17 protein-coding genes are annotated in these 13,266 nt (G+C 53.9%); 14 read left to right on the top strand and 3 right to left on the bottom strand.

Going from position 1 to position 13,266, the window contains the following annotated elements; translation table 11 throughout:
• Window positions 1-183 precede the first annotated feature (183 nt).
• The gene (locus ACI43T_RS06280; RefSeq protein ID WP_405385956.1) at window positions 184-1,356 is read right to left on the bottom strand and encodes an alpha-hydroxy acid oxidase; all 1,173 of its coding nucleotides are present in this window, start codon (window positions 1,354-1,356) and stop codon (window positions 184-186) included.
• A gap of 381 nt (window positions 1,357-1,737) precedes the next feature.
• Between ACI43T_RS06280 and iscR the strand changes: the two genes are divergently transcribed.
• From iscR to ACI43T_RS06210, 14 genes are all read left to right on the top strand, one after another.
• On the top strand, window positions 1,738-2,184 hold the full coding sequence (iscR, locus tag ACI43T_RS06275) for a Fe-S cluster assembly transcriptional regulator IscR (RefSeq protein ID WP_009173148.1): 447 nt from the start codon (window positions 1,738-1,740) through the stop codon (window positions 2,182-2,184).
• A gap of 32 nt (window positions 2,185-2,216) precedes the next feature.
• A complete protein-coding gene (locus tag ACI43T_RS06270) occupies window positions 2,217-3,431 on the top strand; it encodes an IscS subfamily cysteine desulfurase (RefSeq protein WP_405385954.1) in 1,215 nt (404 codons plus the stop codon).
• 57 nt (window positions 3,432-3,488) lie between these two features.
• On the top strand, window positions 3,489-3,983 hold the full coding sequence (locus tag ACI43T_RS06265) for a hypothetical protein (RefSeq protein WP_405385952.1): 495 nt from the start codon (window positions 3,489-3,491) through the stop codon (window positions 3,981-3,983).
• A 163-nt stretch (window positions 3,984-4,146) separates the two neighbouring features.
• On the top strand, window positions 4,147-4,275 hold the full coding sequence (locus tag ACI43T_RS06260; protein ID WP_003712319.1) for a hypothetical protein: 129 nt from the start codon (window positions 4,147-4,149) through the stop codon (window positions 4,273-4,275).
• 69 nt (window positions 4,276-4,344) lie between these two features.
• Window positions 4,345-4,731 carry a Fe-S cluster assembly scaffold IscU gene (gene iscU, locus ACI43T_RS06255; protein ID WP_123796284.1) on the top strand — a complete coding sequence of 129 codons (387 nt, stop codon included), beginning with the start codon at window positions 4,345-4,347 and terminating at the stop codon, window positions 4,729-4,731.
• A 72-nt stretch (window positions 4,732-4,803) separates the two neighbouring features.
• Window positions 4,804-5,052 carry a recombinase RecA gene (locus ACI43T_RS06250; protein WP_009173144.1) on the top strand — a complete coding sequence of 83 codons (249 nt, stop codon included), beginning with the start codon at window positions 4,804-4,806 and terminating at the stop codon, window positions 5,050-5,052.
• Between the two features lie 10 nt (window positions 5,053-5,062).
• Complete coding sequence (gene iscA, locus ACI43T_RS06245; RefSeq protein WP_003764837.1) at window positions 5,063-5,383, top strand: iron-sulfur cluster assembly protein IscA; 321 nt, start codon at window positions 5,063-5,065, stop codon at window positions 5,381-5,383.
• A 102-nt stretch (window positions 5,384-5,485) separates the two neighbouring features.
• On the top strand, window positions 5,486-5,989 hold the full coding sequence (gene hscB, locus ACI43T_RS06240) for a Fe-S protein assembly co-chaperone HscB (RefSeq protein WP_405385949.1): 504 nt from the start codon (window positions 5,486-5,488) through the stop codon (window positions 5,987-5,989).
• 145 nt (window positions 5,990-6,134) lie between these two features.
• A complete protein-coding gene (locus tag ACI43T_RS06235) occupies window positions 6,135-6,857 on the top strand; it encodes a DUF6973 domain-containing protein (protein ID WP_405385947.1) in 723 nt (240 codons plus the stop codon).
• A gap of 128 nt (window positions 6,858-6,985) precedes the next feature.
• The gene (gene hemB / locus ACI43T_RS06230; RefSeq protein ID WP_405385945.1) at window positions 6,986-7,987 is read left to right on the top strand and encodes a porphobilinogen synthase; all 1,002 of its coding nucleotides are present in this window, start codon (window positions 6,986-6,988) and stop codon (window positions 7,985-7,987) included.
• Between the two features lie 286 nt (window positions 7,988-8,273).
• Complete coding sequence (locus ACI43T_RS06225; RefSeq protein WP_405385943.1) at window positions 8,274-9,689, top strand: SLC13 family permease; 1,416 nt, start codon at window positions 8,274-8,276, stop codon at window positions 9,687-9,689.
• Between the two features lie 107 nt (window positions 9,690-9,796).
• The gene (locus ACI43T_RS06220) at window positions 9,797-10,306 is read left to right on the top strand and encodes a peptidylprolyl isomerase (RefSeq protein WP_009173139.1); all 510 of its coding nucleotides are present in this window, start codon (window positions 9,797-9,799) and stop codon (window positions 10,304-10,306) included.
• Window positions 10,307-10,529: 223 nt separating this feature from the next.
• The gene (pssA, locus tag ACI43T_RS06215; protein WP_293276352.1) at window positions 10,530-11,288 is read left to right on the top strand and encodes a CDP-diacylglycerol--serine O-phosphatidyltransferase; all 759 of its coding nucleotides are present in this window, start codon (window positions 10,530-10,532) and stop codon (window positions 11,286-11,288) included.
• A gap of 3 nt (window positions 11,289-11,291) precedes the next feature.
• Window positions 11,292-12,098: a sulfite exporter TauE/SafE family protein gene (locus ACI43T_RS06210; protein WP_405385941.1), complete on the top strand. Its 807-nt coding sequence runs from the start codon at window positions 11,292-11,294 to the stop codon at window positions 12,096-12,098.
• Between the two features lie 70 nt (window positions 12,099-12,168).
• Here the strand turns inward: ACI43T_RS06210 and ACI43T_RS06205 are convergent, their stop codons facing one another.
• A complete protein-coding gene (locus ACI43T_RS06205) occupies window positions 12,169-12,843 on the bottom strand; it encodes a sulfite exporter TauE/SafE family protein (protein ID WP_009173136.1) in 675 nt (224 codons plus the stop codon).
• A gap of 151 nt (window positions 12,844-12,994) precedes the next feature.
• Window positions 12,995-13,246: a putative hemolysin gene (locus tag ACI43T_RS06200; protein WP_405385939.1), complete on the bottom strand. Its 252-nt coding sequence runs from the start codon at window positions 13,244-13,246 to the stop codon at window positions 12,995-12,997.
• Between the last annotated feature and the right edge of the window lie 20 nt (window positions 13,247-13,266).

Below are 13,266 nucleotides of genomic sequence, written 5' to 3'. Positions count from 1 at the left end.
GGCCAAACCGCCGAGTTATTAAAATCAGACTTTAACATAAAAATTACCTTTGTGCAGGCCGTTGCCGCAGAAAAGGCCGTCTGAAAATTTCAGACGGCCTCATCAACGTCGCGGCATCGCATGACCAACATTATTCAGGGAGAAACAATACGTTCATGCAACGCCGCTTAACGGAAAACGGAATCAAAACATACCTTCAGACCAACGCGTACTTTGCAAAATACCGGCATCGACGTCCTGAATATTGCGATGGCCGGTAAACGCCATGGATACGTCCATTTCTTTATACAGAATTTCCAGCGCACGGGTAACGCCTTCTTCGCCGTATGCGCCCAAGCCGTAGAGGAACGCGCGGCCTATCATCGTGCCTTTTGCGCCCAAGGCCCATGCTTTGAGGATGTCCTGACCGCTGCGGATGCCGCTGTCCATCCAGACTTCGATGTCGCTGCCGACTGCGCTGACGATGTCGGGCAAGGCTTTGATGGAGGATACGGTATCGTCGAGCTGGCGGCCGCCGTGATTGGAAACGACCAATGCGTCCGCGCCGCTTTTCGCTGCTTTTTCCGCATCTTCAGGTTCCATAATGCCTTTGATGATCAACTTGCCGCCCCACAAATCTTTAATGCGGGCGACGTCGTCCCAGCTCAGGCGCGGGTCGAATTGTTCGGAAGTCCATGAGGACAGTGAGGACAAATCGCCGACGTTTTTGGCGTGTCCGACGATATTGCGGAACGTGCGGCGTTCCGTGTTCAGCATTTTCATACACCATTCGGGCTTGGTCGCCAGATTGATTAAATTGGCGATGGTCGGTTTCGGCGGTGCGGACAGGCCGTTTTTGATGTCTTTGTGGCGTTGCCCCAAAACCTGTAAATCGGCGGTCAAAACCAACGCCGAACATTTGGCATCTTTCGCACGCTTAATCAGGTTTTCCATAAACTCACGGTCGCGCATCACATAAAGCTGAAACCAAAACGGCGCGCTGGTGTTTTCGGCAACATCTTCAATCGAGCAGATGGACATGGTGGACAGCGTAAACGGAATGCCAAACTTCTCCGCCGCCCGCGCCGCCAAGATTTCGCCGTCGGCGTGTGCCATGCCGGTAAAGCCCGTCGGCGCAATCGCTACCGGCATTTTCACATCCTGCCCAATCATTTTGGTCTCCAGGCTGCGGCCTTCCATATTGACCAATACCTTTTGGCGGAAGCGGATGTCTTTGAAATCCGAAGTGTTTTCGCGGTAGGTGGTTTCCGTCCAAGAACCTGAATCGATGTAATCGTAAAACATGCGCGGCATCTTGCGCTTGGCAACAAGGCGCAGGTCTTCGATACAGGTCATTTTGCTCAAATCGCGTTTCATATTGATTTTACCTCTGGGGATATAGGGGTTTGTTGCATGATGTTATTCAAATTTAAAATAGCAGGCTGAAACACTGCTTTTCAGACGGCCTCTTACCCACCTGAAATACTCAGATTTCGATAATCTATATCAATCGCAAATATAATGCAAACGCTTTCAGCGGAAAGGTTTGCCGCCGTTTCCCGTTCCGACTCGTTACAATCCGATATAAATACAGGATTAATAAAAACTTTCACCCGAACCCGATTACAGCAGCCTACCTGCGCGCCCCTCGTGGCGCCGGTCCGCCAAACGGACTACATACTTGACTGAATCACTCAGATATTAGACAATCGGCACATTACAAAAACAGCCTAACACATACCCGAACAGGCACAAATCATGCGACTGACCACCAAAGGCCGCTTCGCTGTAACCGCCATGATCGATTTGGCCATGAACGCGCAAACCGGCGCCGTCAAACTCAGTGCCATCAGCGAACGCCAAAGCATATCCCTATCCTATCTCGAACAGCTTTTCAGCAAGCTGCGCCGCGCGCAGTTGGTCGAAAGCCTGCGCGGCCCGGGCGGCGGCTACATCCTCGCCGCCCCCGCATCGGAAATCAACATCGCCCAAATCATCGCCGCCGCCGAAGACCGGCTGGACGCCACCCGCTGCGGCAGCAAAGCCAACTGCCACCACGGCGCGCCCTGCCTGACGCACGACCTTTGGGAAAATTTAAACAAAACCATCAATGACTACCTCAGCAGCGTTACGCTGCAAAGCATCATTGAACAGAAAAACTGTAACGACGGCAGCCAAGTCGTTACCTTTACTCACATCCATTAAGTAGAAACCAAATAAAAAAGAAAGAGCAAACCATGACCGTCAAAACCCCCGTTTATCTCGACTACGCCGCCACCACCCCCGTTGACAAACGCGTTGCCGAAAAAATGATTCCCTATCTGACCGAAACCTTCGGTAACCCCGCTTCCAACAGCCACGCATTCGGCTGGGAAGCAGAAGAGGCCGTCGAAAAAGCCCGCGCCGACATCGCCGCCCTGATTAACGCCGATTCCAAAGAAATCGTCTTCACCAGCGGCGCGACCGAGTCCGACAACCTCGCCATCAAAGGCGCGGCAAACTTCTACAAAACTAAAGGCAAACACCTCATCACCGTCAAAACCGAGCACAAAGCCGTGCTCGACACCATGCGCGAACTTGAACGCCAAGGTTTTGAAGTAACCTACCTCGGCGTACAAGAAAACGGTTTGATTGATTTGGAAGAACTCAAAGCCGCCATCCGCGACGACACCATCCTGATTTCCGTAATGTGGGTAAACAACGAAATCGGCGTGGTGCAAGACATTCCCGCCATCGGCGAAATTTGCCGCGAACGCAAAATCATCTTCCACGTCGATGCCGCCCAAGCCTGCGGCAAAGTGCCTGTCGATGTCGAAGCCGCCAAAATCGACCTGCTGTCCATGTCCGGCCACAAAGTGTACGGACCCAAAGGCATCGGCGCACTGTACGTCCGCCGCAAACCCCGCGTCCGCCTCGAAGCCCAAATGCACGGCGGCGGCCACGAACGCGGCTTCCGCAGCGGCACCCTGCCGACCCACCAAATCGTCGGCATGGGCGAAGCCTTCCGCATCGCCAAAGAAGAACTCGAACAAGACATGGCGCACTACCGCAAACTGCGCGACATCTTCCTCAAAGGCATCGAAGGCATCGAAGAAGTCTATATCAACGGCGACCTCGAGCACCGCGCCCCGAACAACCTGAACGTCAGCTTCAACTTCGTCGAAGGTGAAAGCCTGATTATGGCAGTGAAAGAACTCGCCGTATCCAGCGGCTCCGCCTGTACCTCCGCCTCGCTCGAACCCAGCTACGTCCTGCGCGCGCTCGGCCGCAACGACGAACTGGCACACTCATCCCTGCGCATCACCTTCGGCCGCATGACCACCGAAGAAGAAGTGCAGTTTGCGGCAGAACTGATCAAATCCAAAATCGGCAAACTGCGCGAGCTGTCGCCGCTGTGGGAAATGTTCAAAGACGGAATTGATTTAAACTCGATTGAATGGGCAGCGCATTAAGGTAACGAAAATTCAATTGTAAGTTATAATGCTTAATCATATATATTTGGAGTTAAAATGAAACGTTATCAATTATTTATTGCTATTCCTGGAGCTGTATTGTGGATAATTTTTATTTGTAATTATAAATATTTTTTCGATAAGTTTCCGGGTGATTGGCTTAAGTTAATTGATGGGTATGTACTAGGATTTATAATGACTTTTTTTGGTGGGATATTTTGGGAGATTATTCAAGGGAATATAAAAACGGATTGGTTTAAATCTCGTAATAAAAATAAGATTATTGCTGCTGTTAGTAACTTGCATACCTGCATTTTTTTTGCTATATGTTTTGCCATAGCGTCTTTAATATTTTTGATAAATATATTTAAAGACGGATTATCTTGGCAATATTTTATAAGTGTATCTATTGCAGGTATTGTAGTCAATCAAGGTATATTGAAGATCATCAATCAATTAGAAGAAAGTTTAAAAGAAAAAGAATTATTAATGGTTGAAAAATTACAGATGACTGAGAAAAATAAAGAGGAAACAAATAGTGAAATTAAGTAGTAAGCGTAGGTTGGGTTAGAAACCCAACAAGCCTATTAAAGCACCTGAAATGTTGGGTTTAACAACCCAACCTACCTAATAAATAAAAAAGGTCGTCTGAAAACCCTAAAAGACCTTTTCAGACGACCTAAAAGCCACCACATTAAAATCAAGGATGCAACCCATGAACGAACAAGAACTTGACCTCGACAATCTCGACAACCTGCTTGAAGATTTTGACGGCGTTACTGTGGAAGGCGGCGTCGATTCGGAAAACGACGACGGCTGCGAAGGCGGCGCGTGCAAAATCTAAACTTCAGGCCGTCTGAAAATCGGCAAACAAACCACTTAAACCATCAAAAAACATTAAGGAAACCACATCATGGCATACAGCGATAAAGTAATCGACCACTATGAAAATCCGCGCAACGTCGGCACATTCGACAAGGGAGACGATTCCGTCGGCACCGGCATGGTCGGCGCGCCCGCCTGCGGCGACGTCATGCGCCTGCAAATCAAAGTGAACGACGAGGGCATCATCGAAGATGCGAAATTTAAAACTTACGGCTGCGGCTCGGCCATCGCTTCGTCCAGCCTGATTACCGAGTGGGTCAAAGGCAAAAGCTTGGATGACGCGCTGGCAATCAAAAACAGCGAAATCGCCGAAGAACTGGAACTGCCGCCGGTGAAAATCCACTGCTCCATCCTGGCGGAAGACGCGGTAAAAGCGGCCGTTGCCGACTACCGCAAGAAAAAAGAAGCCCAATAAACTTTTTCAGACGGCCTCCGATACCTCGTGCCTCCGCAGGCCGTCTGAAACCCCTACCGTAAGAGACGATTCATGGCCTTTACCGAAGCGCAAACCCAATCCCTGCTCGCCGTCAAAGGCATAGGCAAAACCGTATTGCAGCGTTTGCAGCAGATGGGTTTGGACGATGTGGCGGAACTTGCCGCCGCAGATGCCGGCGAAATTCTGCAACAGGGCGCGGCACTGACCGGTTCGAGCTGCTGGAAAAACAGCCCGCAGGCCAAAGCCGCGATAGAGGCCGCCGTCGCATGGGCGAAAGCGCAGCAAAACAGCAACCCGTAAGGACAATATTATGATTACCATCACCGAAAACGCCGCCAAATATATCAACAACTACCTGACCAAACGCGGCAAAGGCTTGGGCGTGCGCTTGGGCGTGAAAACCAGCGGCTGTTCGGGCATGGCCTACAACCTTGAATTTGTCGATGAGGCCAGCGCCGAAGATTTGGTATTCGAAGAACACGGCGCCCGCATCTATATCGACCCGAAAAGTCTGGTTTATCTGGACGGCACCCAAGTCGATTACACCAAAGAAGGCTTGCAGGAAGGTTTTAAATTCGAAAACCCCAATGTAAAAGACTCCTGCGGCTGCGGCGAAAGTTTCCACGTTTGACCGGATACGGCGTACAAGGCAAACACGGCCTTTCGCCCTTAACCTTAGGCCGTCTGAAACCGCACCGCCGTTTTCAGACGGCCTCTTACCGAAAGCGACACCATGAGCCAGTATTTCACCCTGTTCCAACTCGAACCGCAATTCGACATCGATACCGACAGCCTCGAACAAAACTACCGCACGCTGGCTGCGCGCTTCCATCCCGACCGTTTCGCCTCCGCTTCCGCGTTCGAACAGAAACAAGCCGTGATGATGTCGTCCACCATTAACGAAGCCTACCGCACGCTGAGAAATCCCACCGACCGCGCCGCCTACCTGCTCCGGCAGCAGGGCATCGACGCCGACGCACCCGAACACACTTCGTTCGCTCCCGAATTTCTCATGCAACAAATGGAGTGGCGCGAAACGCTGGCCGAAGCGCGCGGCGGACAAGACCAGACTGCCCTGCCCGCCTTGGATAAGGAAATCTCCGGCGCGCAGCAGGAATTGTGGCGGGATTTGCGCGAAGCGTTCCGCCGGCAGCAATATGAAAACGCGGCGCAACTCGTCCGGCAGGGGCGTTTTTTGGACAAACTGAAAAAAGAAATTTCCAACCTGCTGCAATAAAAAATACGATAGAATAAGTAAATAATATTGCCCCGTTTTTCGGAACAACCGCTGGACGGCAGATAAGGCCGTCTGAAAAAAAGTTTCCCGAAAAATTCCTTTTCATGTTAAAAATCATACATGATAAAAACGTCTCTTTACTGTCATGAAACCGATTAAACACCTTATCATTACCAGCATACTCGCCGCGTCGCTGGCAGGCTGCACGACCTACCAGCACGACCAAAGCCGCCGCAGCAAAATCGCGCAGTTCATCATCAATCATCCCGTTGCCGCCCGCACCATAGGGGTGGAAGACTACAAATCGGTCAACATCAGCAGCAATGCCGCCCGTCTTGCCAAACGTACCGGATTGGACAATAAAGCCAACGGCGAAGGCAGGGGCACGCAGGTCAATGCCGTGCGGCACACCCTGTGGCAGGCCGCCATTTCCTCCCAATTCGACAGCATCATTGCCGAACGCGCCGGCGATGCGTATCTGAGCGACACCGAAGTGCGCGAAGGCAAAACCGATTACTTCAGCCGCCTTGCCGCAGATCAGGCGGTCGACATCCGCAACAACCGCATCGGCCGCAGCATCGGCAGCGGCAAACCGCAGGCAGACATGAAAACGTTGGCGCAGGCGGTTCTGTTCTATTACAAACAGGTCGGCCTGTGGACCGCCGCGCAAGTCAAAGGCGGCAACGGCCGCAAAGTATGGCGCATCAGCCAGAACAAACTGAGCGACGCCGAATACCGCCGTGCGCTAAACAATTTGGAAGTGCTCAATTCAGACGGCATGACCCCTTTCGAAGAGCGTCTGTATAATCCGAGCAAACTGCGCGAAATAAAGAAATCCGTCGAAGCCATCGGTAACGTTCAAGACTGACATTCGTTTTAAACTTCAGCAAACGGCCGAAACAGCGTAAACTGACGGCCGTCAGACAACAAACCGCCGCATTTGGATTCAGGCCGTCTGAAATCCGATGCGGTTTCTCTTTTTTAGAAAGGCCGATTATGAATTTCCCGCCGCGCCATGTTTCCGCCACCCGTATGCGCCGTATGCGCAAAGACGATTTTTCCCGCCGCCTGATGCGCGAACACACCCTGACCGCAGACGATTTGATTTACCCCGTCTTCGTACTCGAAGGCAGCAACCAAGAAGAAGCCGTTCCTTCCATGCCCGGCGTGAAACGGCAAAGCTTGGACAAATTATTGTTCACCGCCGAAGAAGCCCTCAAGCTCGGCATCCCCATGCTGGCACTCTTCCCCGTCGTTACCCGAAATAAAACCGACTTGGCGGAAGAAGCCTACAACCCCGAAGGACTCGTTCCTACCGTCGTGCGTACCCTGCGCGAAAAATTCCCCGAACTCGGCATCATGACCGACGTCGCCCTCGACCCCTACACCATTCACGGGCAAGACGGGCTGACCGATGCGAACGGCTACGTCCTCAACGACGAAACCATCGAAGTTTTGGTGAAACAAGCCTTGTGCCACGCCGACGCAGGTGCGCAGGTCGTCGCCCCGTCCGACATGATGGACGGTCGCATCTTCGCCATCCGCGAAGCCCTCGAAGACGCGGGACACATCCACACCCGCATCATGGCGTATTCCGCCAAATATGCCTCCGCTTTTTACGGCCCGTTCCGCGATGCGGTCGGCAGTTCCGGCAATCTGGGCAAAGCCGACAAGAAAACCTACCAAATGGACCCCGCCAACACCGACGAAGCCCTGCACGAAGTCGCCCTCGACATTCAGGAAGGCGCGGATATGGTGATGGTCAAACCCGGCCTGCCCTATCTTGACGTTGTCCGCCGCGTCAAAGACGAGTTCGGCGTACCGACCTACGCCTACCAAGTTTCCGGCGAATACGCCATGCTTCAAGCCGCGATTCAAAACGGCTGGCTGGACGGCGAAAAAGTCATACTCGAAAGCCTGCTTGCCTTCAAACGCGCCGGTGCCGACGGCATCCTGACCTATTACGCCGTCGAAGCGGCCAAACAACTGCGCAAATAATCTCAACGATATGAATGAGGCCGTCTGAAAACCGTTTCGGTTTTTCAGACGGCCTTTTTATTTGCAGCGCGCACCCATAATACTCCGAATTATCTCTGCCCTTGCCGTATTTCTCATTTTTTATCAAACACAAAGCCGCCGCATCGCGTTAAATTGTTTACAATGTGTTTACACTACTTTCAATTACAAATATACTCTCCACAGATTATTGCTATTAAAGCAGGCAACAGCCCGCTACAAATACGGTTTCAAAACCGTTCGAACCACCGCCCCAAAGGAGCGCATTATGGATTTGCACTCAAAAGACAAAACCCAGCATCCTGAGAATGTCGAGCTGCTCAGTGCACAGCCACCGATTACCGACTTTAAAGGCCTGCTGACGACGATTATTTCCGCCGTCGTCTGTTTCGGCATCTATCACATCCTGCCCTACGGCACTGATGCCAACAAAGGCATCGCGCTGTTGATTTTCGTTGCCGCGCTTTGGTTTACCGAAGCCGTCCACATCACGGTAACTGCATTGATGGTGCCGATTCTCGCCGTCGTACTCGGTTTCCCTGATACGGACATCAAAAAAGCGATGGCGGGCTTTGCCGACCCGACGATTTACATCTTCTTCGGCGGCTTTGCGCTCGCCACCGCCCTGCACATGCAGCGTCTCGACCGCAAAATCGCCGTCAGCCTGCTGCGTGTTTCCCGAGGCAATATGAAAGTGGCGGTTTTGATGCTGTTTGCCGTAACCGCCTTTCTCTCCATGTGGATCAGCAACACCGCCACCGCCGCCATGATGCTGCCCTTGGCTATGGGCATGATGGATCATCTGGACAAAGAGAAAGACCGCAAAACCTTTGTGTTCGTATTGCTCGGCATCGCCTATTGCGCCAGCATCGGCGGTTTGGGTACCGTGGTCGGTTCGCCGCCGAACATGATTGCCGCCAAAGCCCTGAATCTGGATTTCGTTGGCTGGATGAAGCTCGGCCTGCCGATGATGCTGTTGATTCTGCCCTTGATGCTGTTTTCCATGTATGTCATCCTCAAGCCCAATCTGAACGATCGCGTCGAAGTCAAAGCCGAGTCTATCCCTTGGACGCTGCACCGCGTGATCGCGCTGTTGATTTTCATCGCTGCCGCCGTAGCATGGGTGTTCAGCGCTAAAATCAAAGAAGTTTTTGGCATTTCCAACCCAGACACCGTCATCGCCCTGATTGCCGCCGTCGCCGTCGTCGTATTCGGTGTGGCGCAATGGAAAGAAGTTGCCCGCAACACCGACTGGGGTGTGTTGATGCTCTTCGGCGGCGGCATCAGCTTAAGCGCGCTGCTGCAATCTTCCGGCGCGTCCGAAGCCTTGGGTCAGCAGGTGGCCACTACTTTCACCGCCGCGCATCCGCTGCTGGTGATTTTCGTAGTCGCCGCCTTCATCATCTTCCTGACCGAGTTCACCAGTAACACTGCCTCCGCCGCGCTGCTCGTGCCCATTTTCGCCAGCATCGCCGCGCAAATGGGGCTACCCGAACAAGTTTTGGTATTCGTTATCGGCATCGGCGCATCTTGTGCCTTCATGCTGCCGGTGGCCACGCCGCCCAACGCGATTGTGTTCGGTACGGGCCTAATCAAACAGCGCGAAATGATGAACGTCGGCCTGCTGCTGAACGTCCTCTGTATTGTCCTCGTCGCCATGTGGGCGTACCTCATCCTGATGTAACGCATCATTTGCATTAGTCAGGCCGTCTGAAAGAATATTTTTCAGACGGCCTTGAAGTTTGTCCGCCGGACACCATCTCCAAAACGATTTACAACGAAAGGAAACTCATGATTATCCTGCACACCAACAAAGGCGACATCAAAATCGAACTCGATTTCGACAAAGCCCCCGTTACCGCCAAAAACTTCGAGCAATACGTCAAAGACGGCTTCTACGACGGCGTAATCTTCCACCGCGTCATCAAAGGCTTCATGATTCAAGGCGGCGGCATGGACGAGAACATGAACGAAAAAGAAACACGCGAGCCGATTCAAAACGAAGCGTCCAACGGCCTGCCCAACGAGAAATACACCGTCGCCATGGCGCGCACCTCCGACCCGCATTCCGCCAGCGCGCAATTCTTCATCAACACCGCCGACAACGCCTTCCTGAACTTCCGTTCTAAAGAGCTGTACGGCAAAACCGTCGTCCAAGATTGGGGCTACGCCGTATTCGGCAAAGTAGTCGATGGGTTTGACGTGGTCGATGCCATCGAAGGCGTCGCCACCAAACGCCACGGCTACCACGACGACGTACCGACCGAACCTGTCGTCATCACCAAAGCCGAAGCGGTCTGACCGGCCGTCTGAAAAAAGCAGCTCTTTGCAGGGCTGCTTTTTTAATGCCGGAAGCGGCGCAGCCTCCAAAAACCATTCGAGGCCGTCTGAAACCGCCCATATCTCCCGCCGTTTCAGACGGCCTGCCGCTGCAACGGTTTCCCGTTTGCCGCCCGCCCATTTGTTTTCCGGCGCGATGCGGTATAATCTGCATTCCCCCGCCATGCGGACCAACGGTATCATTATGGAAAATATGGAAAACCCCCAAAATCCCACACCGCCGCGCCATTCCCTGCGGCAGAACAGCATTTACCTGCTGCCCAACTCGTTTACGGTTGCGGCACTGTTTTCCGCCTTCTTCGCCATCACCCAATCCATGCACGGCCGCTACGAAACCGCCGCCATCGCAGTATTCATCTCCATGCTGCTCGACGGCATGGACGGCCGCGTCGCACGCTGGACCAACAGCCAAAGCGCGTTCGGCGAGCAGCTCGACAGCCTCGCCGACATGGTCAGCTTCGGCGTCGCCCCCGCCCTGATTGCCTACAAATGGCAGCTCTGGCAGTTCGGCAGAATCGGCTACTCGATAGCCTTTATCTACTGCGCCTGCGCCGCGCTGCGCCTCGCCCTGTTCAACACCTTAATCGGCAAAGTCGACAAACGCTGGTTCATCGGCGTGCCCAGCCCGACCGCCGCCGCCCTGATCGTCGGTCTGATTTGGGTCAACCACAGCGTGGAACGCTTCCCCGCCGTGCAATGGTGGGCCTTGGGCATCACCCTGTTTGCCGGCATCTCCATGATTGTGCAGATTCCGTTTTGGAGTTTCAAGGAAATCAACATCCGCCGCAAAGTGCCGTTTATGGGCATGGTACTGGCCGTACTGATTCTGCTGCTGATTACTTGGGAACCGTCGCTGGTCCTGTTTCTGTTTTTCTTCGGATACAGCCTGTCGGGTTATGTGATGGCCGTGTGCCGCTGGTTTAAGAAGCGTAAGGCCGTCTGAAAAATGTGGCCGCTTGAAATCATTGCCGCCCTGCTCGCCGTCGGCAGTCTGGCCGGATTCATTGCCGGACTGCTCGGCGTCGGCGGCGGGACGATCATCGTCCCCGTCGTTTTGTGGGCATTGCAACTGCAAGGTATCGGCAACCACCCCTACGCCCAGCACTTGGCCGTCGGCACGTCTTTTGCCGTTATGCTGTTCACCACCCTTTCAAGCGTCGCCGCGCAACACAAAAAACAATCCATCGACTGGCAAACCGTCATGCGCATGACCCCGGGCATGATGGCGGGCGTACTCATCGGCGCCACCTCGGCAAAATACATGCCTACCGCCGGTTTACAGGTTTTCTTCATCGCCTTCATCAGCATCATCGCCGTCAGAACCCTTGTCGGCATCAAACCCAAACCCTCGCGCACCCTGCCCCGCCTTGCCGGCTTAAACGCCACGGGCGTACTGTTCGGCGCGGTTTCCAGCTGGGTCGGCATCGGCGGCGGTTCGCTCTCCGTGCCTTTCCTTATCTACTGCAACATGCCGCCGCACAAAGCCGTCGGCACATCTTCCGGCCTGGCATGGCCGATTGCGCTGGCCGGTACCGTCGGTTATCTGGCCGCAGGCCGGCACATTTCCGACCTGCCCGACGGCGCGGTCGGTTTCCTCTACCTGCCCGCCGTTGCCATTCTGAGTATCGCCACCATAGTGTTTGCCCCGCTGGGTGTCAAAACCGCCCACAAACTCCCGCCCGAAACACTGAAAACAGCTTTCGGCCTGCTGCTTCTGGCCATTGCCGCAAGAATGCTTTGGAAAATGGTTTAGCCGCTTTCATATGAAACGCAGGCCGTCTGAAAAATTCAGACGGCCTGCGCACATAACGGCGGTGTTCCATTCAAAACGCAACATAAAAAGACACCAACCGCCAGAGCGCCCACGCCGCGACCAGCAATCCGGCGGCCAGACGCACGGTTTTCCGTTGCAGAAAATTTTTCAACTGCGCGGCAAACAGCCCCATTGCCAACAGGTTCGGCAGCGTGCCCAACGCGAAGGCCAACATATACAGCCCGCCTTCCAACGCGTTGCCGCTGCCCAAGGCGTAAAGCGAGGCGCTGTACACCAGGCCGCAGGGCAGCCAGCCCCACAGCATACCGACGCCGAAGCAGGCGGGAACGGACTGAATCGGCAGCAGCCTGTTCAAAAGCGGATTAAGGCGTTTCCAGACCGGACGGCCGATGCTTTCGATTCTGGTGGCCAGGCTGGAAATTCCGGCCAGATACAGCCCTAAAAACAGCAGCAGCAGATTGGCGGAGAGGTACAGGCCGTTTTGCAGCCAGCGCGTCTGGTCGAGTGAAATGCCGATTTGTCCGATAGCACCGACCAGCAGCCCGATAAAAACATAGCTGCTTATCCGCCCCAGATTCAGCAGCACAATCAGGCCGGCACGGTTCAGCCCGGGCGGGAGCTGCAAGGCAAACGCGCTGCTCAGTCCGCCGCACATGCCGACGCAGTGGCCGCCGCCGAAAAAGCCGAGCAGGAATAATGTAAGCAGAGTAATGTCGCCGTTCATACCGTGTCATTCAGAGACCAAACCAGCCCGATATTGTAGCAATATTGCGGTACGCCCGCATTTGCCCCGTTGCAGAAAAGGACGGGGCGTACATCTCGGCCCGTATGGTTTTGAGGCCGTCTGAAACGATTTTTCAGACGGCCTCAAAAGGTTATTTGCTGTGTTTGCGGAAATATTCCCATTCCTCCGCCACCGTACCGTCGGACAGGTGGCAGAGCGCGTATTCGTTGCCCTGCGCATCCTTTTTCGGCTCCAGCCTGCCGCCCTGCTTCACGCAAAATTCGGACGCGGGATTGGCCATGCCGACGACCGGTTGTTCTTCCTGAGAATTCGGATTGTCGGCCGCACTGCACGCAGCCAAGGTTACGGCAGCGGCGGCACTCAGTATCAGAGCTTTTTTCATGACTTCCTTTCTTTCAGACG

The sequence above is a fragment of the Neisseria oralis genome (genome assembly GCF_045062685.1).
GTDB lineage: Bacteria > Pseudomonadota > Gammaproteobacteria > Burkholderiales > Neisseriaceae > Neisseria > Neisseria oralis.
Note: the sequence above shows the minus strand (reverse complement) of the source record. Positions and strands in the feature narration are given on the sequence as shown.

Coding starts and splice junctions, on each gene's coding strand:
- ACI43T_RS06200 (WP_405385939.1), bottom strand. CDS start 13,246: ATGAAAAAAGCTCTGATACTGAGTGCCGCCGCTGCCGTAACCTTGGCT.
- ACI43T_RS06235 (WP_405385947.1), top strand. CDS start 6,135: ATGAAACCGATTAAACACCTTATCATTACCAGCATACTCGCCGCGTCG.
- iscR (WP_009173148.1), top strand. CDS start 1,738: ATGCGACTGACCACCAAAGGCCGCTTCGCTGTAACCGCCATGATCGAT.
- ACI43T_RS06205 (WP_009173136.1), bottom strand. CDS start 12,843: ATGAACGGCGACATTACTCTGCTTACATTATTCCTGCTCGGCTTTTTC.
- ACI43T_RS06260 (WP_003712319.1), top strand. CDS start 4,147: ATGAACGAACAAGAACTTGACCTCGACAATCTCGACAACCTGCTTGAA.
- iscA (WP_003764837.1), top strand. CDS start 5,063: ATGATTACCATCACCGAAAACGCCGCCAAATATATCAACAACTACCTG.
- ACI43T_RS06270 (WP_405385954.1), top strand. CDS start 2,217: ATGACCGTCAAAACCCCCGTTTATCTCGACTACGCCGCCACCACCCCC.
- ACI43T_RS06250 (WP_009173144.1), top strand. CDS start 4,804: ATGGCCTTTACCGAAGCGCAAACCCAATCCCTGCTCGCCGTCAAAGGC.
- hscB (WP_405385949.1), top strand. CDS start 5,486: ATGAGCCAGTATTTCACCCTGTTCCAACTCGAACCGCAATTCGACATC.
- ACI43T_RS06210 (WP_405385941.1), top strand. CDS start 11,292: ATGTGGCCGCTTGAAATCATTGCCGCCCTGCTCGCCGTCGGCAGTCTG.
- ACI43T_RS06225 (WP_405385943.1), top strand. CDS start 8,274: ATGGATTTGCACTCAAAAGACAAAACCCAGCATCCTGAGAATGTCGAG.
- hemB (WP_405385945.1), top strand. CDS start 6,986: ATGAATTTCCCGCCGCGCCATGTTTCCGCCACCCGTATGCGCCGTATG.
- pssA (WP_293276352.1), top strand. CDS start 10,530: ATGGAAAATATGGAAAACCCCCAAAATCCCACACCGCCGCGCCATTCC.
- ACI43T_RS06265 (WP_405385952.1), top strand. CDS start 3,489: ATGAAACGTTATCAATTATTTATTGCTATTCCTGGAGCTGTATTGTGG.
- ACI43T_RS06280 (WP_405385956.1), bottom strand. CDS start 1,356: ATGAAACGCGATTTGAGCAAAATGACCTGTATCGAAGACCTGCGCCTT.
- ACI43T_RS06220 (WP_009173139.1), top strand. CDS start 9,797: ATGATTATCCTGCACACCAACAAAGGCGACATCAAAATCGAACTCGAT.
- iscU (WP_123796284.1), top strand. CDS start 4,345: ATGGCATACAGCGATAAAGTAATCGACCACTATGAAAATCCGCGCAAC.